Source organism: Rhodoferax sp. (assembly GCF_039922535.1).
GTDB lineage: Bacteria > Pseudomonadota > Gammaproteobacteria > Burkholderiales > Burkholderiaceae_C > Rhodoferax_B.
Genome location: NZ_JBDTEM010000188.1, coordinates 1 through 16,862, shown reverse-complemented (window position 1 = coordinate 16,862; position 16,862 = coordinate 1). Strand labels below are relative to the sequence as shown.

Sequence of the window (16,862 nt, the reverse complement as noted above, 5' to 3'; positions counted from 1 at the left end):
GCGCTGGCAGCTTTTTTCATGCCTGAAAAAATTCTCTAAAACGATAGCACCAAAACTACCAGCTCGGGCCGCGGCGGATGCCGTCGATCTTGGCTTCCAGCTTCTTCACGCTGTCGGCACCGGTAGCTTTGCCGGACAGCACTTCGTGGGTGGCGTTCCAGAAGGCGGCGGACACCTCGTTGTACTTGACGCCGGTGACGGTGGCCGGGCGGGGAATGGCCACTTTCAGGGTCTCGAACAGGTCGCCATAGAACGGGTTAGCGGCCAGGATGTCCTTGTCCTGGTACAGCGCCGGAATGGTGGGGTTGGAGGCCAGGCTGATAGAGCGCTCTTTTTGCACCGCCTGGCTGGTCATGTACAGCACCAGATCGGCGGCTTCTTTGGGGTGCTTGGTGTATTTGCTGACCGCCATTTGCCAGCCGCCCAGCGCGGCAGCCCCGGTGCTCTGGGGACCATCGCCCTTGGGCATGCCCACCATCACGCCCACCTTGCCCTTGATGCCGCTGTCGGCCCCGTTGACCAGCGCCCAGGCGTAGGGCCAGTTGCGCATGAATACGGCGTTGCCGTTCTGGAACACGCCCCGGGCTTCTTCCTCGGCGTAGTTGAGCACGCCGGTGGGGGCGATGGTGCCGATCCAACCGGCAGCCATGTCCAGCGCCTTGGCAGCCTGGGGGTTGTTGATGGTGGTTTTGCCATTCGCATCGATGATGGTGCCGCCGCCATAGCTGGCCACCCATTCCAGCCCGGTACAGGTCAGGCCCTCGTAGGCCCTTGCCTGGAACACAAAGCCCTGCATGGCGGCGTTGCCCGCTTTGCGCTCGCCGTCCATCACCCTTTTAGCGGTGGCGGTGAGCTCGGCCCAGGTGGTGGGCGGCTTTTCGCCGTACTTGGCCAGCAGATCTTTGCGGTAGAACATCACGCCCGCGTCGGTCAACCACGGCATGGCCAGCAGCTTGCCGTTGACCGTGTTGTTGGCCACCATGGCGGGGAAGTGGTTCTTTTCGATGCCGTTGGTGTAGGGCTTGAGGTCGAGCAACTGGTCTTTCAAGATGCCAGGCCACACCACGTCGATCTGCACCACATCGAGCTTGTCGGATTTGGCGGCAAACATTTGGCGAAACAGGCCCAGGATGTCGCTGGACGACTGCGGCAGGGTCAACATTTCCAGCGTGTTGCCGGTTTTGGCGCCCCACTCGGTGGCGATTTTTTTGCAGTACTGCGCATCTTGCTCACTGGCGCCGCACGACATGGTGAGCGTCACGCCCGCCGCCTGTGCGCTGGCCGCGCCAAAGGCCAAGGCGCCCATCCAAACCATTTTTTGCATCTTCATTTTTGTCTCCTCAAAGTTATAAAACACTCACGCCAACTGAAAAATCGCTGCCTCAAAGGGCCGCAAGACCAAGTTCTGTAGATCGCCACCCGCCTCGGGGTAGTTGCCAATCACCCTCTGCGTCGCCTGGTATGGAAGGGCCAGCACCGGCGTGCCGCCGTAAAAGTTGCACACCACCAACCAGCGCACGCCATCCAAGATGCGCAGGTAGGCGTAGATCTCGGGGTGCTCGGCCAGCAGCAGTTCGTAGCGGCCCTCCACCAGCACCGGGTGTGCCTTGCGCAGCGCGATCAGGGCGCGGTAGTAGTGGAAGACCGAGTCCGCATCGGCCAGCGCCGCCTCGCTGTGGATCTGCGGGTAGTTGGGGTTCACCGGCTGCCAGGGCCTGCCGGTGGTGAAGCCGGCGTGGGCGGCGGCGTTCCACTGCATGGGCGTACGGGCGTTGTCGCGGCCCTTGGTGCGGATGGCTTGCAGGGCCGCCTCGGGGGCAATGCCGCGCTCTTGCGTGGCGGTGCGGAACATGTTGCGCGACTCCAGGTCGTAGCAATCGTCCACCGAGGCGTAGGGCTTGTTGGTCATGCCCAGCTCTTCGCCCTGGTACACGTAGGGCGTGCCCTGCATGCCGTGCAGCAGCGTGGCCAGCATCTTGGCGGATGCCACACGGTGCACGCCGTCGTCGCCAAAGCGCGACACGGGCCGGGGCTGGTCGTGGTTGCTGAGGTACAGGCTGTTCCAGCCCAGGCCCGCCAGGCCCTCTTGCCAACGCGACAAAGAGGTTTTGAGGTCACCCAAAGCCAGCTTTTGCAGCGCCCACTTGCCCTCGCCATGGCCGGGGACCGAGTCCAGATCCATGTGCTCAAACTGGAACAGCATGCTTAAAGCGCCGGTGTCGGGATGGGTGATCTCCACGCCCTGGCGCAGCGTGGCGCAGGGCGCTTCGCCCACGGTGATGGTCTCAAAATGGTCCAGCACCTCGCGGCGCATCTCCTGCAGGTATTCGACCAGGCGCGGGCCGTTGGTGACCAGGGTGAACGCGGGCTGCAAGAAGCCGGGCCGCACCACCGGGGCGTTGTGCAGGCTGCCATCCGCCGCGTAGGTTTTGGACACCATGTTGATCACGTCCATGCGGAAGCCGTCCACACCCTTGTCCAGCCAAAAGCGCATCACCCCGTGCACCTCGGCGCGCACCTGCGGGTTCTCCCAGTTCAGATCGGGCTGCTTTTTGGAGAACATGTGCAGGTAGTACTCGCCGGTGGGCGCATGGAACGCCCAGGCCGAGCCGGAGAAAGCCGCTTCCCAGTTGTTGGGCGGGCCACCATCCACCGCTGGAGCGCGCCAGATGTAGTAGTCGCGGTACGGGTTGTCTTTGGATTGGCAGGCTTCGGTAAACCAATAGTGCTCGTCCGAGGTGTGGTTCACCACCAGGTCCATCATCAGCCGGATGCCGCGCTGGTGCATCTGGGCCAGCATCTGGTCGAAGTCGGCCATGCTGCCGTACTCGGGGGCGATGGCGCGGTAGTCGCTGATGTCGTAGCCGCCATCGTCGTTGGGCGACTGGTACACGGGCGACAACCACACCACGTCCACACCCAGGGTCTGCAGGTAGTCCAGTTTGGACGTGATGCCCGGCAGGTCACCCACGCCGTCGCCATTGCTGTCGCAAAAACTACGCGGATAGATCTGGTACGCGACGCTGCTTTTCCACCACGGCTGGGCCATTGAAACTCCTGGTTGTGTGGGGGAAAGTTTAGGAGCCAGGATCGCTCACTGCCAGCGAATCCACTGCCAGAAAACTGCAAGCAATGCCACAAAACTGGGATGCACAACACGCCGCACTCAAGGGTAAATACGGATGAATAGCTATGACAAAGCACAATCACACCGGTTTTAATTACCCACCTATGCAACAAAAACCAGAGCGCCGGGGACTGCAAGCGCTAGAGGCCGAAGTCGCCCGCAACAGTGCCTACAAAGCCGTGCAGATGCGCCAGCAACTGCGCCAAGCCATGGAACGCCTGCTGGACGAAACGCTACCGGTGCGCCCCTGCGGTGGGCCGCGGCTGGCCGACTTGCGTGGCGAAGGCCATTTCCACCTGGTGCCCGAATTGTTTTTGCAGACCAGCGGCAGCACCCGCTTCACGCTGCCGCACGGCCCGCTGGCGCTGCACGCAGGCGAAGCCCTGCTGATGCCGCCGCGCATGCTGCATGCCGAAACTGCCGACGGCGCGGACTTTAGCAACATCGTGGTCTACGCCGACGGCACCGCCCTGACCTGCCACCTGGCCACCGAGACCACGCCGGGCCGCCCCGGCATCGACCACCTGGAGTCGCGCCAGCACCCGCATGCCGCCCGTATCCACGACTGGCTGACCGATGCCGCCGCGCTGTGCAACCACACGGACGATGCCTGTGCCCGCCTGCAAGTGCGCGCCCTGTTAGCCACCGCCTGCGCGGGCGTGCTACGGGTGCTGGACGACGCGGCCCCGCGCACCCAGCCGGAGCCCCCGCTGGTGGCCCGGGTGCGCGTGTGGGTCAACAACCAGCTGGGCGACCACGCGCTCAACGTCACCGCCCTGGCCGCGCAGGCCGGGTGCACGCCCGAATACCTGTCCCACGTGTTCAGCCAGACCACCGGCGGCCATTTGATCGCCCACATCAACCGCCAGCGCATGGACCGCGCCGCCCACCTGCTGGCCGAGACCGACCTGGCAGGCAAAGAAGTGGCCTGGGCCTGCGGCTTTACCACCCCCAGCTATTTCATCCAGACCTTCCGCCAGCAGTTCGGGGCCACCCCACAGCAATGGCGGGCCAAGCGCCGGGGCGAAATAGGAGGGATAGGCGACACTGGGCCTACTTTGGAATAAATATGCCCACCCACGCCAGCACCGCAGAATTTTTGCTCGACCAATTGGCCGCCACCCACAGCGCGTCGGTGCGCCGTATGTTTGGCGAATACTGCCTCTACCTGGCGGGCAAGCCGGTGGGCTTGGTGTGCGACAACCAGCTCTTCCTCAAGCCCACCGACGCAGGCCGGGCCCTGCTACCCCAACCCGTGGAGGGCTTGCCCTTCCCTGGGGCCCGGCCCCACTGGTGCATCACCGCCGACCAATGGGAAGATGCCGCCTGGCTGTGCCAGCTGGTGCAGGCCACAGCGGGGGCACTTCCGGAGCCCAAACCCAAAGTACCGAAAAAACCCAAGGCTCAGCCGAGAACTCAGCCCAAGGCATAGCTGCCCGCCACGCCCACAAACACCGCGCAGCCCACCCAGTGGTTCAGCCGGAAGGCTTTGAAGCAGCCGTCGCGGCCCCGGTGCCGGATCAGGGTCCAGTGCCACAGGGCTTGCAGGGCGGCCACGCCAACCGCTATGTAAAAAATAGCACCCAGCGCATAGGGAATGAGCGCCAGCACCCAAATCAGCATAAATATCGCGTAGAAGGCCATGACCCCGGCCACGTCAAAGCGGCCCAGGGTGATGGCGGAGGTTTTCATGCCGATCTTCAGGTCATCGTCGCGGTCCACCATGGCGTATTCGGTGTCGTAGGCCAGCACCCAAAACAGGTTGCCCAGCAGCAGCACCCAGGCCACCGGCGGCACGCTGGCCCCCAGCTTGCCCAGCGAAAAATCGGCCCAACCGGCGGCCGACAGCACCTGCCACGGCGGTCCGCCCAGCACGGCGGCAAAGGCCATGGGGATGCCGAAGCTGAAGGCCACGCCCAGCACGGCCTGCGGCATGGAGACAACGCGCTTGGCGTACGGGTACACCACGGCCACGGCCAGCGCGGCGAAAGACCAGACCACGGTGACCGCGTTGGTCGTCAGCACCAGCGCAAACGCGGCCAGGGCCAGCAGCGCGCCGAAGCGCAACGCAGCCCCCACCGACAGCGCGCCGCTGGTCACCGGGCGCTGCGCCGTGCGCTTGACGTGCTTGTCGAATTCGCGGTCGGCCACGTCGTTCAGGCAGCAGCCCGCGCTGCGCATCAGGATGGTGCCCAGGGTGAACACCAGCAGCAGGTGCCAGCCAGGGAAGCCGCCGGAGGCGATCCACAGCGCGCTAAGGGTGGGCCAGAGCAGCAGCAGCCAGCCCGCAGGGCGGTCCCAGCGGATCAGCTGCAAGTACAAACGGGGAGATTTCATAGTCAAATAGGCCTCCAGCCCAGGTAGCACCTGCGCTGGCAGCTACGATTAATAGAGCAAAGGATTACAGGCCCGTTATAGACCCAATTGGCGCAGATCCAGCCGACCCTCGCGCACCGGTGGGCACCACAGGTAGGCCCCGGTGACGGGTTTGGAGTAGGTGAACGTGGCATCGACAATGCCGTCCTCTTGCCCGGCCATGCGGCGCATTTGGGCCTCGAAAGCGTTCAAGGTGGCGCCAAAAGCCACAAAGAACAGGCCGCACTGGTGGCCCACGGCCCAGGGCATGGAGCGGCGCAGCACAAAGGCTTCGGGGCTGAAGCTTTCTTGCGCGGTGCGTTTCACGTGGGCGGACGCGGGCGCGTCTTCGAGCTCTTCGTTGTCGCTCATGCGGCGGCCCATGGCGTTGTTTTGGCCCTCGGTGCCCAGCGCGTCAAACGCATCCAGGTTGTGCACCCACTGCTGGATGGCGACAAAGCTGGAGCCGGTCATGCCCTCGGCCGCGCCGTGGACCAGGGCGGCGGTTTCGGCCTCGTCGCCCTCGGGGTTTTCGGTGCCGTCTTCAAAGCCGGTCAGGTCGCGGTCGTGCGCGGCGCTGGGGTCGCCGTGGCGAAAGCCGTCCAGCACGCGGTCGAGGTGGAAGGCCGGGGCCAGGGCTTTCTCGATGCTGCGGGCGTGCAGCACCACCTCGCCTTGCGCCGTGCCGCGCACCCAGCACCACAGGGCGACCGGGGTACTGGGCACGTGCACGCCGTGGCCAGAGAAGTCGGGCATGGCGCGCAGGCCAGGCACCTCCACCTCCATGGCCTGCACCAGCGTGGCACCCAGGCCGACCACCACCGACTGGCCGTCGACCAGCGCCGCCAGCCGTTGCAGCGTAAAGCCCAGCACGGCGGGCGTGGCCTGGGCGGTGACCGAGAAAAACAAATAGCGCCCATGGGCGGGTCCGGGTTCCAGAATGCCAGCTTGCGCAAAATCCACAGGGTTCTCCATCGGGTTCAAGATAAACGTTTCACACCCGGCAGCTCGCAGGCGTAGATGGCGTTGCGCAGGGCGGCAATCGCCTCGTAGCGGGTAAAGCTGCGCCGCCAGGCCAGCACCACGCGGCGCATGGGCGGGTCGCCGTCAAACGGCAGATAGCGCACGTAGGGGTCATCCTCCCGGGCACGCTTGGGCTTGGCCGACAAGGCCGATTTGGGCACGCTGAGCTGCGGCACCAGGGTGATGCCCATGCCCGCGGCCACCATGTGTTTGATGGTTTCCAGCGACGAGCCTTCAAAACTCTTGCGGATGCCCTCGGCCCCGCTGGAGAAGCGGGCGAATTCGGGGCAGACCTCCAGCACGTGGTCGCGGAAGCAATGGCCGTTGCCGAGCAACAGCAGGGTCTCGGCCTTGAGCTGCTCGGACGTGACGCTGGTCTGCGCGGCCAGCGGGTGGTTGGTGGGCACGGCGACCATGAAGGGCTCGTCGTACAGCGCGGCCACGGCCAGGCCGGTGTCGGGGAAGGGCTCGGCCATGATGGCGCAGTCGATCTCGCCCATGCGCAGCATTTCCAGCAGCTTGACGGTGAAATTCTCTTGCAGCATCAGCGGCATCTGCGGCGTGCGGCTGATGACTTGGCGCACCAGGTCGGGCAGCAGGTAAGGGGCGATGGTGTAGATGATCCCCAGGCGCAGCGCGCCGCCCAGCGGGTCTTTGCCGCGCTGGGCAATTTCCTTGATGGCGGCGGCCTGCTCCAGCACGCTTTGCGCCTGGCGCACGATTTCTTCGCCCAGCGGGGTAATCGACACCTCGTTGGCGCTGCGCTCGAACAGTTTGCAGTCCAGCTCTTCTTCCAGCTTTTTGATGGCCACCGACAGCGTGGGCTGCGACACAAAACAGGCTTCGGCCGCTTTGCCAAAGTGCCGCTCGCGGGCGACGGCCACGATGTATTTGAGTTCGGTGAGGGTCATGGGCGCTATTGTCCACCCGCTACAGCCGCCGGGACAAGCCAGCGCCGCTTTCAGGGCCCCGGGTGCCAAGCACCCGCGGCCCTGCAAGTTGTTGCCCGTTCATCCGGCACCACCGCACCCGTGCTACGCACGGTGGCCGGACAGGCTCAGGACACGATGCGCAGTTGTACCTGGTTGCCCAAATACACCGGCGTGACCGTGTGGCCATCGACCGTGATGCTGCTGAACGTGCCGTGCACACGGCCTGCGCTCAAAACCGTCAGCAGCGTGCCCACGGCGGGCTGGTAGCCGGTGGCAAAGCGGATGTTCAGCGTGCCGCCCAGGGTGGCATCGCTGACCACGGCCAGCGGGATCTGGCTGGCGCTGCCCAGCACCAGTTGCAGCGTGCCACCGGTCTGGGTGTAGCGGGCTGCCAGGTTCAACTGGCTGGCCGGGCGGATGCGCAGAACGCCACCGCTTTGGAATACATCGCCACTGCCAAAGGCGGTAGCCGACGTGCCTTCCAGCGTGCCCGCTTCCAGCACGGTGCCGCCGCTGTAGGTGTTGCTGCCGGTCAGGGTGAGCTGGCCGCTGCCGCGCTTGGTCAACAGGCCTGCGCCCGCGATGTTGTTTTGCCAGCTGTCCACGGCGTTGAAGCCCAGCAGGCTGGCATCCATGGTGACGGCCACGTCGCCATCCAGGCGGGCATAGCCGTCGGCGGCATCAAACAGGTTCAGGCGGCCCCAGCCTTCGGCATCGTCCAGCACCGGGTAGCCGGAGGCGATGGCCGTGGTCTTGAGCACCACGCGGCGCTGGTCGGCGCTGAGGTAGGGCAGGCGGGTTTCCAGCAGCACCTCGGCACCCTTGGGCACGGTGGCGGCCTTGGTGGTGTCGGCAATCTGCGTGAAACCGAAGGTCAGGTAACGGCGGTAGTTGGCCTTGTTGGTGGCGTGGTCGGCAAAGCGGTCGGCGCTGCTGCTCTGCGCATGGGCAAAGGTGTTGAACGCGGCCGGATCGGCGGCGCCCACAGCGGCCATCAGGGTACTGCGCGCCTGGGCGGCCACGGCCACCCGGGTGCTGCTGTTAATACCGGCATACAGGCTGGCCGCGGCCACGGCCTGGCCCTGGATGCGCCCGCCCATCACGTCCATGGGAGAGTGCATGCCGGCCAGGATGCGGTTTTCGCCCAGCTCACCGCCACGGGTCAGCATTTCTTGGAAGCGCTCGGGCACCGCGTACGCCATGGCCAGGACATCCCGCATGGCCTCGGCCGAGTGGCCACTGACAAAGCCGCCGTCGGTGGCGGGGGTGGCGCTTTTGGCCGGGACCAGCGCGGGCACGACCTGCACGCTGCTGCTCCAGCGCCAGGGGCGGGCGTATTTGTAGAAACGCTTGGCGGGCTCGGTGGAGCCGTTTTCGCCAATGTTGGCCACCAGGTCCACCACCGGGCCGAAGTTTTGGGTGTTGGCACTGCCGCCCACGCCCACGTTGTTGCCGGTGTCGTTGTAGAGCACGGTGGTCGCATCCGCCGCGATGGCGGTAATCGAGGTGGTTTGCTGCGCCGCGGTGCGCCAGGCGGTGGTCAGCGGGCCCATGCCGTCACTGACGCTGTAGGCCTTGCCGCGCCGGTCGTCCAGGTAGGCCGCCAGCACCTGTGCCGGGGTGCGGTTGGCGGTAGCCGTAACCACGTACTCGATGTTGGCGGTGTGCACGGCAGTATTCAGCACCGTGCCATCGGTCGAGTCACCCGGAATGCCCGACCAGGTAGAGGCCACCACAGCCGGAAAGCTGCCATTGGCCGCAGCAGTGACACCCGCGTCAACGATCAGGCTGCTGGGCCGCCAAATGTCCAAAAAGCCCGCCACCACCCGCACACCGGCGTTGGTTGCCAGGGTGGCGTAGCGGGCATCGCCGCGCTGGTTGGTGGCCACGTTGTCCACAAACGGGGGAACCGTGGCGGCATCGGCCACGGCGGCGCTGTCGGCACGGCCCAGGCCCGTGGGCGCGGTGGGGGTGACCCACGGCGCGTCGCTGCCGCCGCAACCGGCCAAAACGAATCCGGCGGTAATGGCGGCGCACAGGGTGCGGGGTACATAGGAAAAAGAAGTCTGCATGGGGGGTGTCATCAAAAAACGGGGTGGCGACATGCCAGCCCGCGACCTTAAAGAGCTGCCGTGACAGCGTGATGACGCTTCAGCTTCACCCCAGACAGTCCCCGATGAACGCTTCAAAAAAAGGAGCTATAAATAGAGCACAGACCTGCGCTGACTGCCATTTTTATCACCAATATGAAGGATGGCATGTTGCCTATCCATGCATGCAAAACCGCATCCTGGGCCATACTGGCACCACTCTCATCACACCTCTACCCCACGCCCTCTGCGCACCATGCTCAAACGAATCAGTGTTCACCACCTGACCCTCGGGATGCACATCGACGGTTTTTGCGCGCCGTGGATGGAACATCCGTTCTGGCGCAACCACTTTGTACTGACCGATCCGCAAGACATCGCACGGGTGCGCGCCAGCACCGTGCAAGAGCTGTGGATCGACACCAGCAAGGGCCTGGACGTAGCACCCGATGCAGCGCCGCAAGCCTTGCCCGAGACGGCCCCTGCCGCCGCTCCCACACCACTGCCCGACACCACCCCCACCACCGCGGCGGTGGAGTACACGCGCGCCGCCCAAATTTGCAACAAAGCCAAGCTGGCCGTGGCCGCCATGTTCCAGGAGGCGCGGCTGGGCCACACGGTGCAGACCGCGCTGGCCGAGCAACTGGTGCAGGACATCACGGATTCCGTGATGCGCAGCCCCAGCGCGCTGGTCAGCCTGGCGCGCATCAAGACGGCGGACGACTACACCTATATGCACTCGGTGGCGGTGTGCGCGCTGATGGTGGCGCTGGCGCTACAGCTCAAGCTGGACGCGGCCCAGACGCGCTCGGCCGGTATGGGCGGGCTGCTGCACGACCTGGGCAAGGCGCTGGTGCCGCTGGAGGTACTGAATAAGCCCGGCAAACTGACCGATGCCGAATTCACCCTCATCAAAACCCACCCTGCCCAGGGCCACATGCTGCTGGTCGAATGCCTGACAGACGACCCGGCGGTGCTGGACATCGTGCTGCACCACCACGAAAAAACCGACGGCTCCGGCTACCCCAGCGGGCAAGCAGGCGAGGGCATCAGCCTGCTGGCCAAGATGGGCGCCATCTGCGATGTGTACGACGCGATCTCTTCTGACCGGCCCTACAAGAAAGGCTGGGACCCGGCCGAATCGCTGAAGAAAATGGCCGAATGGACCAACGGCCACCTTGACACCCAGGTGTTCCACGCCTTTGTCAAAAGCATGGGTATCTACCCCACGGGTTCGCTGGTGCGGCTCAGCTCCGGGAAAATAGCGGTGGTTACCGGGCAAAGCGCCAGCGCCCTGCTCAAACCCATCGTCAAAGTGTTCTTTTCCACCAAATCCGACCTGCGCATCCCGCCGGTGGTGGTCGATTTATCCGCACCCGACTGCACCGAAAAGATCACCGGGCGCGAGGACCCGGCGTACTGGCGTTTTCCCGACCTGAACCAACTGTGGTCGGGCTTGGAGCCCGCCCAGTTGCAGCGGGCTTAGCCCCAAACTTTCAGTTCACTTCAGAGACAAAATCTTCCCGCGCGCGGCGCACTTTCTTGAGGTTTACCAGCCAGTCGCCTTCATCGGCGCGGTAACCCAAAGGCATGATGGCCACACTGCGCAGTCCACGGGCTGGCAGGCCCAGAATGTCGTCCAGCGCCTGGGGGTCGAAACCTTCCATGGGCGTGCTGTCCACCTGCTCTTCGGCCGCCGCAATCAGGGCAGTGCCCAGGGCTACATAGGCCTGGCGTGCAGCGTGCTGGTAGTTCACCTCGGCACCCCGCTGGGGATAGGTGTTCAGCAGCATTTGGCGGTAATTTTCCCAGCCTTCGTTTTTAACGCCGCGTTCGGTATTGACATAGTCAAACATGGTGTTGATGCGCTCCACCGTGTAGTCGTCCCACGCGGCGAAGACCAGTAGGTGCGAGCCTTCGGTGATTTGCGCCTGGTTCCAGGCGATCTGCCGGATCTTCTCGCGCACGTCCTGATTGGTCACCACGATGACTTCGTAGGGCTGCAAGCCGCTGGAGGTGGCAGTGAGGCGCACGGCTTCCAAAATGCGGTCTACTTTTTCTTGGGGCACCACTTTGGTGGTGTCCATTTTTTTGGTGGCGTAGCGCCATTGCAGCTTCTGGATCAGGTCGGACATGGAATGCTTTCGGTAAAAAAGGGGTGCCGGGCGCGCATGTAGCACGCACGGGAAGACAGAGGTGGCGGCGGGTCGCCAAAAATCAAGGGTTAATGCGTAGTGCCCGCCGTCGGCGCGACTAGGGCCGGTTCGCCTGCCGCCACAGCAGTGGTGTGGAGCCGGTGATGCGGCGGAATTCACGCTGAAAGTTCGACTTGGTCTGGAAACCGCTGGCCAGCATCGCATCCGACACGGTCTGGTCCGTGTCCCTTAACAAACGGCAGGCCTGCTGGACACGCCATGCGTTGATGTACTGCGAGACGTTCTTGCGCTCCACCTTGTTGATGGCCGCCGATACTTTGCGAGCCGGGATACCGCTTTTGCGCGCCAGGCGCAGCAGGTTCAGGTCGGGCTCCAGGTACAGCGGATGGTCTTGCAGCAGCGTGTGCAACACGGCCATGGTGCGCTGTTCGTCCTCCGTGGACTCTGCGGACTCGGCGGCCAACGGTGCCGGGCTATCGGCCTCGGGCTCCTGGTCCGGCAAGCTTTCTGCCGCTACCGAGGCCGCGTAGCCGCACAGCAAGAGCGCCAGCAATTGGCCCGCACCCACCAGCGCCGCGCTGTGGCTGCCCGCGTGATGGCGCATGTCCCAGGCGATGAACACATCGGCCAGCGCCGACAGCAGGAGCGGCAATGCCGTAGCCCACAGCGCACGGTGCGCCAGCAAGGCTTCGTCCAGCCGGGCCAGACCCAGCGCGTCCGGCCCACGCCGCGCCAGCCACAGCAAGGCCAGACCATAGCCGCCACACGCCAACACCACGGCCGCATCCACCCCCTGGGGCCAGCCCACAAACAGCAGCACAACCAACACGGTGGGCAGGCTGTGCAACCACTGCCAACGGGAGGGCGTGGCAGTCACCAGGCTCTGGTAACAACACCAGGCCCAGGCCGCCAAGGCCACCGCCAGGGTGGCCTGCAGGGGCATCAGCGTCTGCACCCCATAGCCCCAGCGCAGGCCGATCAGCATCGACAGCAAGGCGTAGCCGCCCAGCAGCAAGCGAAAACGCCGGTTTGCCAGCACCACGGCACCCTGGCGCCAGGTCATCTGGGCCAGCAAAAACACCAGCACCAAGGCCACGACAAACGGAAGCGGAACAAAAAACATGGATGGAATGGGTCAATCAGTCAATCGAAAGGCCGGCAACGTCGGTCCCTGGGCGGGTGGGCAGGAGAACGGGGGCAGCAGGGGTTGGCAGCCCTTCAAGCCTTGAGGTATTCGGCCTTGCCGCCCAGCCAGCGCAACACATGCTGCTCGGCCAAATGGGGGTGGCGGTCCAGCATCTGCGGGGCCAGGGCGCGGGCCCATTCCAGCAACGCACCATCGGTTTCCAGATCGGCAAAGCGCAGCAGCGGCGCGCCAGACTGGCGGGCCCCTAAAAACTCGCCGGGGCCGCGGATTTCCAGGTCGCGGCGGGCGATCTCGAAGCCGTCGTTGGTGTCACTCATGGCCTGCAGGCGGGCGCGGGCGATCTGGCCCAGGCGCGGCGCATCGCCGGTGGAATACAGCAGCACGCAGGCCGAGGCCGCAGCCCCCCGCCCCACCCGGCCGCGCAGCTGATGCAGCTGGCTCAGGCCGAAGCGCTCGGCATGTTCGATCACCATCAGCGAGGCGTTGGGCACGTCCACGCCGACTTCGATCACCGTGGTGCTGACCAGCAGGCCCATGCTGCCCTCGGTGAACAGCGCCATGACGGCCTTTTTCTCGGCCACCGGCATGTGCGAATGCAACAGGCCGATCAGCACGCCAGGCAGTGCCTCGCTGAGTGTTGCGTGCGTTTCGGTGGCGTTGCGCAGGTCAAGGGCTTCGCTTTCTTCGATCAGCGGGCAGACCCAGTAGATTTGGCGGCCCTGGGCGATCTGGGCACGGATGCGGTCGATCACCTCGTCGCGCCGCGCGTCGTTGACCACCTTGGTGACGATGGGCGTGCGGCCTGGCGGCAGTTCGTCGATGGTGGACACGTCCAGATCCGCGTAGTAGCTCATGGCCAGGGTGCGCGGGATCGGCGTGGCCGTCATCATCAGCAAATGGGGCTCCAGCGCGCCATCGACCAGCTTGCTGCGCAGGGCCAGGCGCTGGGCCACGCCGAAACGGTGTTGCTCGTCGATCAAGGCCAGGGCCAGGTTCTTGAAGACCACTTTCTCCTGGATCACGGCATGGGTGCCCACCACCAGCGCGGCTTCGCCACTGGCGATTTTTTCCAGCATCTCGCGGCGCTGCTTGGTCTTTTGGCTGCCGGTGAGCCAGGCGACGCATTTGCCCAGCGGGGCCAGCAGCGGCTCCAGCCAGGCGACGAGCTTGCGGAAATGCTGGTCGGCCAAGATCTCGGTGGGGGCCATCAGCGCGCACTGCCAGCCTGCGTCCATGGCGGTGCAGGCGGCCAGCGCAGCGACCACGGTTTTGCCCGAGCCCACGTCGCCCTGCAGCAGGCGGTTCATGGGAACGGCCAAGGCCAGATCGGCGGCAATCTCGGCCCCCACGCGCTGCTGGGCGGCGGTGAGGGCAAAGGGCAGCGCGGCCCGCAAGCCATCCAGCAATCCGCCCTCCCGTGCAGCCAACGGCGGGGCTTGCAGCAGGTCGCGGGCGCGCTTGGCCTGGAGTTGCGAGAGTTGCTGGGCCAGCAGCTCCTCGGCTTTCAGGCGCTGCCAGGCGGGGTGGCTGCGGTCTTCCAGTGCGGCCAAGGACACGTCGGGCGCGGGGTGGTGCAAAAATGAGAGCGCCTCGTGCAGGTGGTAATTGCGCTGGAGGCCTGTTTGGCTTAAATATGCGGGGTTGTAATTGGGGCAGCCCGGCGGCAGGGTTTCGGACAAATTGGCGCGCTTCAGGCCGCCCAGCACGGCGCGGCGCAGATAGGCCTGTGGTAACCCCGCCACGCTAGGGTAGACCGGGGTGAGCGCCGTGGGCAAGTCGCCACCGGCCAGCTTGAACATCGGGTGCAGCATCTGCTTGCCCAGAAAGCCACCCTTGACCTCGCCGCGCACCCGCAGGCGCGCACCCACGGCCAGCGTCTTCTGGTGCGAGGGGTAAAAGCTGAAGAAGCGCAGGGTGCAGGTGTCGCTGCCGTCAATCACCGTCACCACCAGCTGGCGGCGCGACTGCAGGCTGATTTCGCTGTGCGTGACGGTGGCCTCGATCTGCACGGTGTCGCCCTCGCGCGCGTCGGCCAGGCGGCTGATGCGGGTTTCGTCTTCGTAGCGTAGGGGTAGGTGCAGGGCCAGATCGATGTCGCGGCGCAAACCCATTTTGAGCAGGGCTTTTTGCGCGGGGTTCAGCTTGGGTGGGGGGGTGGCCATGGGGGCGGATTTTGCCTTGCTGCGCACGCAGAAGCTTTCGCCCAACGCCCTGGACGGGCAACACCCCCGAACAGGGCGGCAACTAAACCTCGGACGCACCTGTAAAGGGAACGTATCATGTTGTTTCAACTGTAGGTTGGTGTGGGCAATTTGTCCTGGTTACTTTTTTTGCCGGTCTTTGCCCCTATAAGCGTTTTATGCTCAAGAAAATCCACGTCAAACAACTTACGCTGGGAATGCATATTGACGGTTTTTGCGGCCCTTGGATGGAGCACCCGTTCTGGCGCAACCACTTTGTCATCACCGACCCCAAAGATATCCAGCGCGTGCTGGACGGCAGCATCCTGGAGCTGTGGATAGACACCAGCAAGGGCCTGGACTTAGCCCCGGGCGAGACCAGTCTGGTGCAGACGGAATCCGTGGAAGCCATGGTGCAGGAACTTCAGAATGCGAAAGCGCCCGCATGCGACACCCAGCCCACCACCACCGCCGCCGAATACAAGCGTGCCGCGCAGATCTGCGCCAAGTCAAAGCCCGCGTTGATTGCCATGTTCCAGGAAGCGCGCATGGGCAAGACGGTGGATGCAGAGATGGCAACCCAACTGGTGCAGGAGATTTCCGACTCGGTAGAGCGCAACGCGGGTGCCATCATCAGCCTGGCACGGCTCAAAGATGCAGACAACTACACCTATATGCACTCGGTGGCAGTCTGCGCCATGATGGTGGCGCTGTCGCGCCAGCTCAAGCTGGACGAGGACCAAACCCGCGCCATGGGACTGGCCGGCCTGCTGCACGACCTGGGCAAAGCCCTGATGCCCATGGACGTGCTGAACAAACCGGGCAAGTTGACCGATGCCGAATTCAATGTCATCAAGTCACATCCGAGCAAGGGCCACAAACTGCTGGCCGAAAGCCAAGCAGTGGACGCGCTGGTGCTGGATGTTGTACTGCACCACCACGAAAAAACCGATGGTTCAGGCTACCCCGAGCGCCTAAAAGGGGATGCCATCAGCCTGTTTGCCAAAATGGGGGCAGTCTGTGATGTGTATGACGCCATCACTTCCAACCGACCTTACAAAAATGGCTGGGACCCGGCCGAGTCGCTGAAAAAAATGGCCGAATGGACCAATGGTCACCTGGACCCCAAGGTATTCCAAGCGTTTGTCAAATGCCTAGGTATCTACCCCACAGGTTCTTTGGTTCGGCTTAGCTCGGGCCGAGTGGGCGTGGTGATGGAGCAGAGCCCCAGCTCACTGCTGAAGCCGGTCGTGAAGGTGTTCTTTTCAACCAAGTCCGACATGCGGATACCGCCTGAGGTGTTGGACCTATCGGGGCCTGGCTGTAAAGAAAAAATCACCGGCCGGGAAGATCCAAAATTTTGGCGTTTCAAGGACCTGGACGAGTTGTGGTCTGGCATGGCACCGCTTAGTGCCTAAATTTTTGGTCTTTTCTGGGTTCAAATCGGGAATATGTTTAATCCTGACACCCCCTCTGGCACCGCTACCCGCAACTTCACGCTCAGCGACTTCGACTTCGTCCTGCCCCCCGAACTGATCGCCCAGCACCCCGCCGCCGAACGCAGTGGCTCACGCCTGCTGGACGGCACCGGCGAAGCCCCCGCAGACCGCATCTTCCACAGCCTGCCCAGCCTGCTCAAAGCTGGCGACTTGCTGGTGTTTAACGACACCAAGGTACTCAAAGCCCGCTTGTTTGGTGAAAAGCCCAGCGGCGGCAGGGTCGAATTGCTGGTCGAACGGGTACTGACCGGCAACCAGGTAGCCGCCCACATGCGGGTCAGCAAAAAGCCCGAGCCCGGCACCACCATCACCCTGGCCGGTGGCGAAGGGTTCTGCGCAACGATGTTGGGGCG

14 protein-coding genes are annotated in these 16,862 nt (G+C 64.3%); 5 read left to right on the top strand and 9 right to left on the bottom strand.

Features of this window, described 5'->3' with window-relative positions:
* Positions 1-55: 55 nt before the first annotated feature.
* Positions 56-1,330 carry an ABC transporter substrate-binding protein gene (locus ABI213_RS08800; RefSeq protein ID WP_348005206.1) on the bottom strand — a complete coding sequence of 425 codons (1,275 nt, stop codon included), beginning with the start codon at positions 1,328-1,330 and terminating at the stop codon, positions 56-58.
* A 27-nt stretch (positions 1,331-1,357) separates the two neighbouring features.
* The gene (locus ABI213_RS08795) at positions 1,358-3,049 is read right to left on the bottom strand and encodes an alpha-glucosidase (RefSeq protein ID WP_348005205.1); all 1,692 of its coding nucleotides are present in this window, start codon (positions 3,047-3,049) and stop codon (positions 1,358-1,360) included.
* Positions 3,050-3,231: 182 nt separating this feature from the next.
* Here ABI213_RS08795 and ABI213_RS08790 point away from each other — a divergent pair, with 182 nt between their 5' ends.
* Positions 3,232-4,194, top strand: a complete 963-nt coding sequence (locus ABI213_RS08790) for a helix-turn-helix transcriptional regulator (RefSeq protein WP_348005204.1) — start codon at positions 3,232-3,234, stop codon at positions 4,192-4,194.
* Between the two features lie 2 nt (positions 4,195-4,196).
* A complete protein-coding gene (locus ABI213_RS08785; RefSeq protein WP_348005203.1) occupies positions 4,197-4,559 on the top strand; it encodes a TfoX/Sxy family protein in 363 nt (120 codons plus the stop codon).
* Here the strand turns inward: ABI213_RS08785 and ABI213_RS08780 are convergent.
* The 4 genes from ABI213_RS08780 to ABI213_RS08765 all read right to left on the bottom strand — a co-directional run bounded on the left by ABI213_RS08780 (position 4,544) and on the right by ABI213_RS08765 (position 9,509).
* Positions 4,544-5,464 carry a 4-hydroxybenzoate octaprenyltransferase gene (locus ABI213_RS08780; protein ID WP_348005202.1) on the bottom strand — a complete coding sequence of 307 codons (921 nt, stop codon included), beginning with the start codon at positions 5,462-5,464 and terminating at the stop codon, positions 4,544-4,546. The two genes, ABI213_RS08785 and ABI213_RS08780, sit on opposite strands and share 16 nt — an antisense overlap.
* A gap of 75 nt (positions 5,465-5,539) precedes the next feature.
* Complete coding sequence (locus tag ABI213_RS08775; protein ID WP_348005201.1) at positions 5,540-6,445, bottom strand: Dyp-type peroxidase; 906 nt, start codon at positions 6,443-6,445, stop codon at positions 5,540-5,542.
* A 17-nt stretch (positions 6,446-6,462) separates the two neighbouring features.
* Complete coding sequence (locus ABI213_RS08770) at positions 6,463-7,416, bottom strand: LysR substrate-binding domain-containing protein (protein ID WP_348005200.1); 954 nt, start codon at positions 7,414-7,416, stop codon at positions 6,463-6,465.
* A gap of 146 nt (positions 7,417-7,562) precedes the next feature.
* Positions 7,563-9,509, bottom strand: coding sequence for a phosphatase PAP2 family protein (locus ABI213_RS08765; RefSeq protein WP_348026782.1), 1,947 nt, complete (start codon positions 9,507-9,509; stop codon positions 7,563-7,565).
* A gap of 274 nt (positions 9,510-9,783) precedes the next feature.
* Between ABI213_RS08765 and ABI213_RS08760 the strand changes: the two genes are divergently transcribed.
* Complete coding sequence (locus ABI213_RS08760) at positions 9,784-11,013, top strand: HD-GYP domain-containing protein (protein WP_348026780.1); 1,230 nt, start codon at positions 9,784-9,786, stop codon at positions 11,011-11,013.
* A 10-nt stretch (positions 11,014-11,023) separates the two neighbouring features.
* On the opposite strand, the gene ABI213_RS08755 is transcribed toward ABI213_RS08760, so the two are convergent.
* From ABI213_RS08755 to recG, 3 genes are all read right to left on the bottom strand, one after another.
* Positions 11,024-11,662 carry an NAD(P)H-dependent oxidoreductase gene (locus tag ABI213_RS08755; protein ID WP_348007651.1) on the bottom strand — a complete coding sequence of 213 codons (639 nt, stop codon included), beginning with the start codon at positions 11,660-11,662 and terminating at the stop codon, positions 11,024-11,026.
* Between the two features lie 118 nt (positions 11,663-11,780).
* On the bottom strand, positions 11,781-12,806 hold the full coding sequence (locus tag ABI213_RS08750) for an AraC family transcriptional regulator (protein WP_348026778.1): 1,026 nt from the start codon (positions 12,804-12,806) through the stop codon (positions 11,781-11,783).
* A 95-nt stretch (positions 12,807-12,901) separates the two neighbouring features.
* Positions 12,902-14,992, bottom strand: a complete 2,091-nt coding sequence (gene recG, locus ABI213_RS08745) for an ATP-dependent DNA helicase RecG (RefSeq protein WP_348026776.1) — start codon at positions 14,990-14,992, stop codon at positions 12,902-12,904.
* 197 nt (positions 14,993-15,189) lie between these two features.
* On the opposite strand from recG, the gene ABI213_RS08740 reads away from it, so the two are divergent.
* Both ABI213_RS08740 and ABI213_RS08735 read left to right on the top strand, forming a co-directional pair.
* Positions 15,190-16,428, top strand: coding sequence for an HD-GYP domain-containing protein (locus ABI213_RS08740; RefSeq protein ID WP_348026774.1), 1,239 nt, complete (start codon positions 15,190-15,192; stop codon positions 16,426-16,428).
* A 33-nt stretch (positions 16,429-16,461) separates the two neighbouring features.
* The coding region (locus ABI213_RS08735; protein ID WP_348026772.1) for an S-adenosylmethionine:tRNA ribosyltransferase-isomerase at positions 16,462-16,862 on the top strand (401 nt) is incomplete at its 3' end.